Consider the following 7,408-nt stretch of genomic DNA (forward strand, 5'->3'; position numbering starts at 1 on the left):
ATTTTGATTCATCATTCTCTTTGTGAAAAACATTCCAAACTTTCTCTCCACTTTTTCTGGGTAAGGTCAGATACTATAAACTATAAAAAAATTTCTCCGATAGTTCATATAGCAAGTATAGCTCTTTTTACAATAATCCGAACAGATCATAATATGCTACTGCTCTACCATAGCCATAAGCACATATCTTATCCTATTCGGACTATTGCGAGAAGTGCTATAAATTCACAAAATGAAGACTATTATTTTTATTACAGGTGTATCTACGGTTGGAAAATCAAGTTTGGCTCATATATTAGGTTCAAAGCTTTTTATGCCTAGAAACTTTGCAATTCCAGTAACTATAGCTAACCCAAGAAAGGTTTCCCTACGTCATATCGCCGCGGTATCTCAGCATAGATTCTGCTAACGAGTAGCGGAATGACGAATTTGTTGTTTTTCAAATTGTAGGTAAACCTAAGCCACTTTAGCTATACTTGTAGAGAAAAAAGAATAGATGATGATCCTAAATATTTAATAAATTTGACTACTGAGGAATTTCAAAAATCTCAATTTTTTATTAATTGTGATATGGTACATTCTATCTTCATACAGCTTTCCTCTTCATACCTCAACTAATGAAATCAGAAGCATCAACTCCCTTTTGCAAGCAAGCAGCAATAACAGTGTTCATCATTAGAAATGCAATGGTCATTGGGCCAACGCCCCCGGGTACTGGGGTCATAGCTTTGGCTTTCCCTTTTATTCCTTCAAAGTCAACATCACCTACAAGCTTTCCTACGTTAACGCTATTTATGCCAACATCGATCACTATTGCACCTTTCTTTATCCAGTCTGCTCGAACAAAATTTGGCTTTCCGACTGCTGCAACTACTATATCCGCTTTAGAGCAATATTCAGCTAAATCCTTGCTTTGTGAATGCAAGATGGTGACAGTGCAGTTTTCTTGCAATAGCAGGTAAAACATTGGCTTGCCCACGATATTTGACCTACCAATTACCACTGCGTTTTTACCGGAAAGGTTCTCTTCAATTGACTTAATTAAATGCAAAGAACCTTTAGGAGTGCAAGGTATAAGGCAGTTTTTTTCACCTTTAACTAATTTGCCAACGTTTTCATCATGAAAGCCATCTACATCTTTTTCAACACTTACTGTGTTAATTACTCTGCTTGCACTAATATGATTTGGTAAAGGCAATTGCACTAAAATGCCATGCACAGATGGATCTTCATTTAATTCATTGATTTTTTCAATTAATTCATCTTCTGAAATATTATCAGGCAAAACAATGGTCTCAGAACTTATGCCTATTGATTCTGCTTTTTTCTGTTTGTTGCGAACATAAACCTGACTTGCTGGATTGCTGCCCACGAGAATTACTTTCAGGCAAGGAAAAATGTTATACTCTCTCTTTAAAATATCAATTTTTTGTGATAGCCTCTCACATAGGTCGTTTGCTATTTTTTTACCATCAATAATAATTGTCACTTCCTTGCCACTCCTTAAAGTCGGGTAATTTGATATCAAATAAATCCAATACTTTGCCAACAGAATGATTAATAATATCATCCAACGATTTCGGTTTAATATAAAAAGCAGGCACTGGTGGAGCAATAATTGCTCCCATCTCCGTTAATTTTAATATATTTTGTAAATGCCCAAGATGCAGTGGTGACTCTCGCACCATAAGAACTAACTTTCTTCTTTCTTTTAGCGTTACATCTGCAGCCCTTGTCAATAGATTGGAAGTAACACCTGATGCGATTTCAGACATTGTCTTCATAGAGCATGGTGCTACAATCATCCCTGAGGTTTTAAATGAGCCGCTTGCTATTTTTTCTCCAATCTTTTCTTCAGAATAGTAAAAATCTGCAAGTGATGTAATATCTTCAAGTTTTTCTTTAATCTCGTGAGCTAAAGTTATTTTCCCAGCACGACTTATCACTAAATGAGTTTCATAATCGACGTCTTTCAACGCTTCTAAAATACGCACACCGTAAATAGAACCAGATGCTCCACTTATTCCAATTACAATTCTGCTATTCACTTAACTCTTCTTCGCAGCTCATTCCCAATGCACGTTTATAGGTATCAAGCAATATTTCTTGTTCCTCTCTGTCATCATCATCCATCTTCCTCAGCCTAATAATTTGTTTCATCACTTTTATATCCCAACCTTCATCTGCGGCTTTTGCATATACATCACGAATGTGATCTTGCACATCCCTCTTTTCTTGTTCAAGTTTTTCGATTCTCTCTATGTAACCCTTCAACTCTTCAGCCGTTATTTTTACTGTATCTTCCATGAAACTCCACTAATTAATTGCTGCCACTAATATTACCAGTTTTTACTTGCACTTCAACAACAGTAATAATATTTTTATCTTTTTTTAAAATCTTAAAGCGAAAACCATACATGGAAAACTCCTCGCCTTCGTCAGGAATGCGCTCTATTTCATTCACAATCATACCTGCTAGAGTTGTAGCTTCTTCATCAGGGAGATTCCAGTATAACTGCCTGTTAATGTCCCTAATAGTAGATTTTCCTTCTATGTGATACATATTATCAGATATTTTCTTTATAAAATTCTCCGTAATCAAATCATGTTCATCCGAAATTTCTCCAACTATTTCTTCCAGTATATCCTCAAGAGTTACAATTCCCTGCAGTGCTCCATACTCATCAATAACAAATGCAAGGTGTTTCCTGTTCTTACGGAAGTTGTGAAGTTGCACGCTGAGCGGTGTACTTTCTGGTATGAACCAAGGCCTTGACATAACTTGGGTAATGTCAACTTCTTCCGGTTTATTATTCTTTTCACGCAAAGCATTTATTAGAGCTTTCACGTGAATTACACCTACAATGTTATCTGGTTCCTTCTGCCATAAAGGTACTCTACTGTGACTGCTGGTTAAAATCTCTCTTATTAACTCCTCTTTATTCCGATCTATATCAAGAGAAAATAGGTTTCTTCTATGGGTCATAATTTGTGATATCTCTGTCTCAGCCAAATCAAGTATGCTGCTTAGCATATCTAAATCCTGTTGCAACATAGTTCCTTCACTGCGGTGAAGAGTAATCATATTACGCATTGCATCCGCTGCAGATATCACTTCCTTATCTTTATGCAGCCCACATAATTTTAGGATGAGGTTAACAATAAATTGAATACCTAGTGTCAATGGAGAAAAAATCTTTACAAAAAACAATACAAAATAAGCAGAAAATGATGCAAATTTTTCAGGATTTTGAATAGCATAAGTTTTTGGTAGAACTTCGCAGAACAATAAAACACAAAATGTCATTATAATTGTTGATAGGAGAATGCCCTCATTTCCAAAAAGATTGATAAATATTGCTGTAAATAAAGCAGAGCAAGTAATATTAATAATTGTATTGCCGAGCAATACCGTTCCTATTGTCAATTCTTTCCTATTTAATAAGCGATCTATTACCCTGGCTTTTTTGTTACCGTCTAGCTTTAGCTTATTAACTCGAGAACGGCTAATTGAGGTTAAGCCTATTTCTGCTCCTGAGAACAAAAACGATAAAACTAACAAAACAAAAATTGCTGATGATACTAAGACCAATAACCAATCCATTAAAGTACGATGTTATTGTGATAAAAAATAAAATTAGTTTTACATGTTATGAGAGGCATTTGCAAGCCTGAATTTATATTGCCGAATTTTATATACCTTTAATCTTAAAAAACAAATCATAAAGCATATTACACGCTGCGTTCACATGCTCATCCTCAATGATAAGTGGTGGGGTTACCCTTACTACTTTGTTGTTTAAAACCCTAGTTATTATTAAACCTTTATCAAGAGATCGACTAATAATTTTATCAGCTACAAGAGTTGCTAGTTCTATTCCCATTAGTAACCCTTCTCCACGAACTTCTAAAATCATCTCAGGAAATTCTTTAGCTAAAAGCAACAGCTTTTCTTTTAAATATTTACTAATTCTTTTAACATGATCAAAAAAGTCTTCTTTTAGCATTATATCGAGCACTGCATTACCAACAGTCATGGCAAGTGGATTGCCACCATAGGTTGATCCATGAGTTCCTGGAGTAATTGCTTCTGCTATATAATCTTTCACTAAACATGCAGCTACAGGAAAACCGTTACCCATAGCCTTCGCACAGGTTAGCATATCAGGTTCAATGCCGACATTTTGATAATGAAATAAAGAACCGATGCGTCCATATCCGCACTGCACTTCATCAAAGCACAAAATTATTCCTTGAGCTTTTGTTATTTCCCTTACTTTTTGAAGATATTCTACGTCTAGTGGATATACTCCACCTTCGCTTTGTATGGGCTCTAAAAATACAGCAGCTATTTCATTGTTGATTTTTTCTTCTAATGCTTTAATGTCATTTCTTGGCACTTTATCAAAACCAGAAAGGAGCGGAGCAAAACCTTCGCGTGATTTTTCATTGCCTCCAGCAGAAATTGCAGCAATACTGCGGCCATGAAAGCCTCCTTCAATTGTAATAATACGATTACGTTTTGCTTGCCCTTTTGAATAAAAGTAACGACGAATAAACTTAATTGCAGCTTCTGTTGCTTCAAGCCCACTTGAGCAGAAAAAAACTTTATCTGCAAAAGTCAGGGTTGTTAAACGCTGGGCAAGCCTTTCTTGCTCGGGAATAGTGAAAATGTTAGAGCAGTGCCATAATGAGCTCGATTGCTCTTTCAGCTTATCTGTAATGTATGGATGACAATGCCCTAAAGAAGTTGTAGAAATACCTGCAGCAAAATCTAAATATTTTTTACCATCTTTATCAAAAAGATATGCCCCTTCTCCCCTGACTATAGGAGTGTCAAGTCTATTATACGCATTAACAACATGATCCATTTTATAAGTATTGTGGTATTATCTATACTATACCTGAAATGAATCCATTAACACAAAGCTTTTCCTTTAACCTCTTATGCTACTTCAACTAAAAATTTGGCTAATGCAAACCTTTTTTGTCATTCTATAGCTAAAGTGACTTGGTTTTACCAACACTTATTAGCCATTGTAAAAGTTTTTGTTTCTATTGAATGATAGTTGTAGCCTATGCAAGAAGTTTATTGACTTTGAGCGCACTTTAGCCTATACAATTTTAATATCTTAAACTACTGGACATGCCCGATCTAAAGACAATGATGTTAAATTTTGGACCTCAGCACCCAGCTGCACATGGAGTGTTGCGTCTTGTTTTAGAGATGGATGGTGAAGTGATCGAGAGGGCAGATCCCCATATTGGGCTTTTGCACCGCGGTACTGAAAAATTAATAGAACATAAAACGTATCTTCAAGCTTTGCCTTATTTTGATCGCCTTGATTACGTATCACCAATGTCACAAGAGCATGCATATTCACTTTGTGTGGAGAAATTGTTGCAATGTGAAGTGCCAATTAGGGCAAAGTATTTACGTGTCTTGTTTTGTGAACTGACGAGAATACTAAATCATTTACTGAACGTTTCTTCTCAAGCACTTGATGTTGGAGCAATGACCCCTCTTTTATGGCTCTTTGAAGAAAGAGAAAAAATACTGGAATTTTACGAAAGAGCTTCAGGTGCAAGGTTTCACGCAGCTTACATCAGGCCAGGTGGAATTGCAGCAGATGTTCCAGAAGATTTGATTGAGGATATTGCAAAGTTTATAGAGCAATTTCCAAAATATATAGACGATGTTGATGAACTTTTAACAGAAAATAGGATATGGAAGCAACGCACTGTAGGAATTAGTGAAATATCAATTAAACAGGCACTTGATTGGGGCTTTAGTGGCCCAATGTTGCGCGCTGCTGGGCTTGCTTGGGATTTGCGAAAAAGCCAGCCATATGAGATATATGATCAACTAGATTTTGATATACCGATCTGCCAAAATGGCGACTGTTATGACCGTTATCTAGTTAGAATGGCAGAGATTAGGCAATCTATCAGTTTGGTGAAGCAGTGCATAGAGAAAATGCCTGAAGGGCAAATAAAAACTGAAGATAGAAAAATTTCTCCACCGTCAAGAGTAGAGATGAAAAAATCTATGGAAGCTCTGATTCACCATTTTAAGCTCTATTCAGAAGGATATCACGTACCAGAAGGTGAGGCTTACGCAGTTGTTGAGGCACCAAAAGGTGAGTTTGGAGTGTATATAGTTTCAGATGGTACCAATAGACCTTATAGGTGCCGAATAAGAGCACCTGGCTTTGCGCATTTACAAGCCTTAGACTTTATGGCAAAAGGACACATGCTTGCTGACGTTGCAGCAATTATTGGCTCACTCGATATAGTTTTTGGTGAGATTGATAGGTAATCATTGGTACCCGTTCAGGCAATGGCGTCATGCAAGTAGCTGACACATAACTGTACGAACATTTGTTTGCAAAGGCAGTATGTTAAGTGTTATAGCCGATTTTGCCTCAAACACAAAGGCAGTGCCTTGACTACTTGGATCCAGAAAAATTGATTGTGTACTATATAACATTTTTGATCAAAAGCGTAACCGTTCACTGTTAGACTGCATTCTGTGATTTTTAGCAAAACATGATCTTTCATTTGAGCTTCCTTCAATTTAAAATAAATACAGAAAATTGCTGCCTATAGCTAAACTGACTTAGATTTACCAACAATCGTCATCCCGCTACTTGTTAGCGGCTAAGAGATACCGCGGCGGCATAGCTATCTTCAAAAATATGGTTGAATAATTGTGTGTATAATTATTAATATTTTTAAACACTTTGGCTATGGCTTTATCTAAGTTTCTCGACCCTAAGCTGGATTTAACCTTCAAAAAAATATGTAGGGTCAAGAACTGGCGCGCCTACTTTAGGGTTTGGTGGCTGATCCATTGTTTTCACAATAGGCCTCAATCCAAATTCCCATGTTAACGTTCCCAGCTCCCGCCTCGTCAAACGCAGCATCCGCACTACGCTTTCCTAGCAGATTCTTTACCAAAGTTTATAACATATTGTGCTGGTGATGCTTTCGGTTTGTAATACCTTATTCTGTAGTCTGAATATAGACCCAGCGTTTTGTATATCCATTCGCTACTCCACTTCTTCCAACCAAACCCTCTCTTCACTTTCAGCTAATAAGTGATTTTCTATTTCACCTTCCAAACTTGCCTCCAGCAGCTTTTTTATAAGTGGTGTAAATGCTCCATCCCTTCCTGTTAATGGTCTGCCTTCCCTTATTGATGACAGTATATTTGCTTCCAGTTCTTTGTAATCTACCAAACAGGTAGTTCTGTTTACTACTTTCTGACTCATTGTCAAACCTCCATTTTTTTTATATCAATTTATTACTTTTTTTTTGGTTTGGCACACTTTTTTGAACCATACGCGTCAAGTTAAGGAAAAGTGTAAGTAAAGTTGATAGAGTGAAGGAAAATAATAAGGTATAA

General features: G+C 36.5%; 8 protein-coding genes and 1 pseudogene. 3 read left to right on the forward strand and 6 right to left on the reverse strand.

The window, feature by feature from the left end; genetic code table 11:
- Positions 1-321, forward strand: a 321-nt coding sequence (locus tag OZD68_RS00895) for a hypothetical protein (RefSeq protein WP_275008759.1), incomplete at its 5' end; no start/stop codon positions are given.
- A 289-nt stretch (positions 322-610) separates the two neighbouring features.
- Here OZD68_RS00895 and folD read toward each other — a convergent pair.
- Genes folD through OZD68_RS00915 form a run of 4 tightly spaced genes read right to left on the reverse strand, consistent with a single transcriptional unit; the run spans position 611 to position 3,544 of the window.
- Complete coding sequence (gene folD, locus OZD68_RS00900) at positions 611-1,489, reverse strand: bifunctional methylenetetrahydrofolate dehydrogenase/methenyltetrahydrofolate cyclohydrolase FolD (protein ID WP_182309170.1); 879 nt, start codon at positions 1,487-1,489, stop codon at positions 611-613.
- Positions 1,473-2,048, reverse strand: a complete 576-nt coding sequence (locus OZD68_RS00905; RefSeq protein ID WP_182309169.1) for a UbiX family flavin prenyltransferase — start codon at positions 2,046-2,048, stop codon at positions 1,473-1,475. Before OZD68_RS00905 ends, folD begins: the two co-directional genes overlap by 17 nt.
- Positions 2,041-2,307 (reverse strand): DUF2312 domain-containing protein, encoded by a 267-nt coding sequence (locus tag OZD68_RS00910; protein ID WP_182309168.1) that lies wholly within the window; start codon positions 2,305-2,307, stop codon positions 2,041-2,043. Before OZD68_RS00910 ends, OZD68_RS00905 begins: the two co-directional genes overlap by 8 nt.
- Before the next feature lie 13 nt (positions 2,308-2,320).
- Positions 2,321-3,544 carry an HlyC/CorC family transporter gene (locus OZD68_RS00915; RefSeq protein ID WP_275008763.1) on the reverse strand — a complete coding sequence of 408 codons (1,224 nt, stop codon included), beginning with the start codon at positions 3,542-3,544 and terminating at the stop codon, positions 2,321-2,323.
- On the opposite strand from OZD68_RS00915, the gene OZD68_RS00920 reads away from it, so the two are divergent.
- Positions 3,468-3,635, forward strand: coding sequence for a hypothetical protein (locus OZD68_RS00920; RefSeq protein ID WP_275008764.1), 168 nt, complete (start codon positions 3,468-3,470; stop codon positions 3,633-3,635). The genes OZD68_RS00915 and OZD68_RS00920 overlap by 77 nt on opposite strands.
- A gap of 57 nt (positions 3,636-3,692) precedes the next feature.
- On the opposite strand, the gene OZD68_RS00925 is transcribed toward OZD68_RS00920, so the two are convergent.
- Complete coding sequence (locus tag OZD68_RS00925; RefSeq protein ID WP_182309166.1) at positions 3,693-4,871, reverse strand: aspartate aminotransferase family protein; 1,179 nt, start codon at positions 4,869-4,871, stop codon at positions 3,693-3,695.
- Positions 4,872-5,146: 275 nt separating this feature from the next.
- Here OZD68_RS00925 and OZD68_RS00930 point away from each other — a divergent pair, with 275 nt between their 5' ends.
- The gene (locus OZD68_RS00930) at positions 5,147-6,319 is read left to right on the forward strand and encodes an NADH-quinone oxidoreductase subunit D (protein ID WP_182309165.1); all 1,173 of its coding nucleotides are present in this window, start codon (positions 5,147-5,149) and stop codon (positions 6,317-6,319) included.
- Between the two features lie 760 nt (positions 6,320-7,079).
- On the opposite strand, the pseudogene OZD68_RS00935 reads toward OZD68_RS00930, so the two are convergent.
- Positions 7,080-7,274, reverse strand: a pseudogene (locus OZD68_RS00935) (IS256 family transposase); the annotation flags it as partial.
- Positions 7,275-7,408 lie beyond the last annotated feature (134 nt).

It is taken from the genome of Wolbachia endosymbiont of Drosophila bicornuta (assembly GCF_028982105.1).
GTDB lineage: Bacteria > Pseudomonadota > Alphaproteobacteria > Rickettsiales > Anaplasmataceae > Wolbachia > Wolbachia pipientis.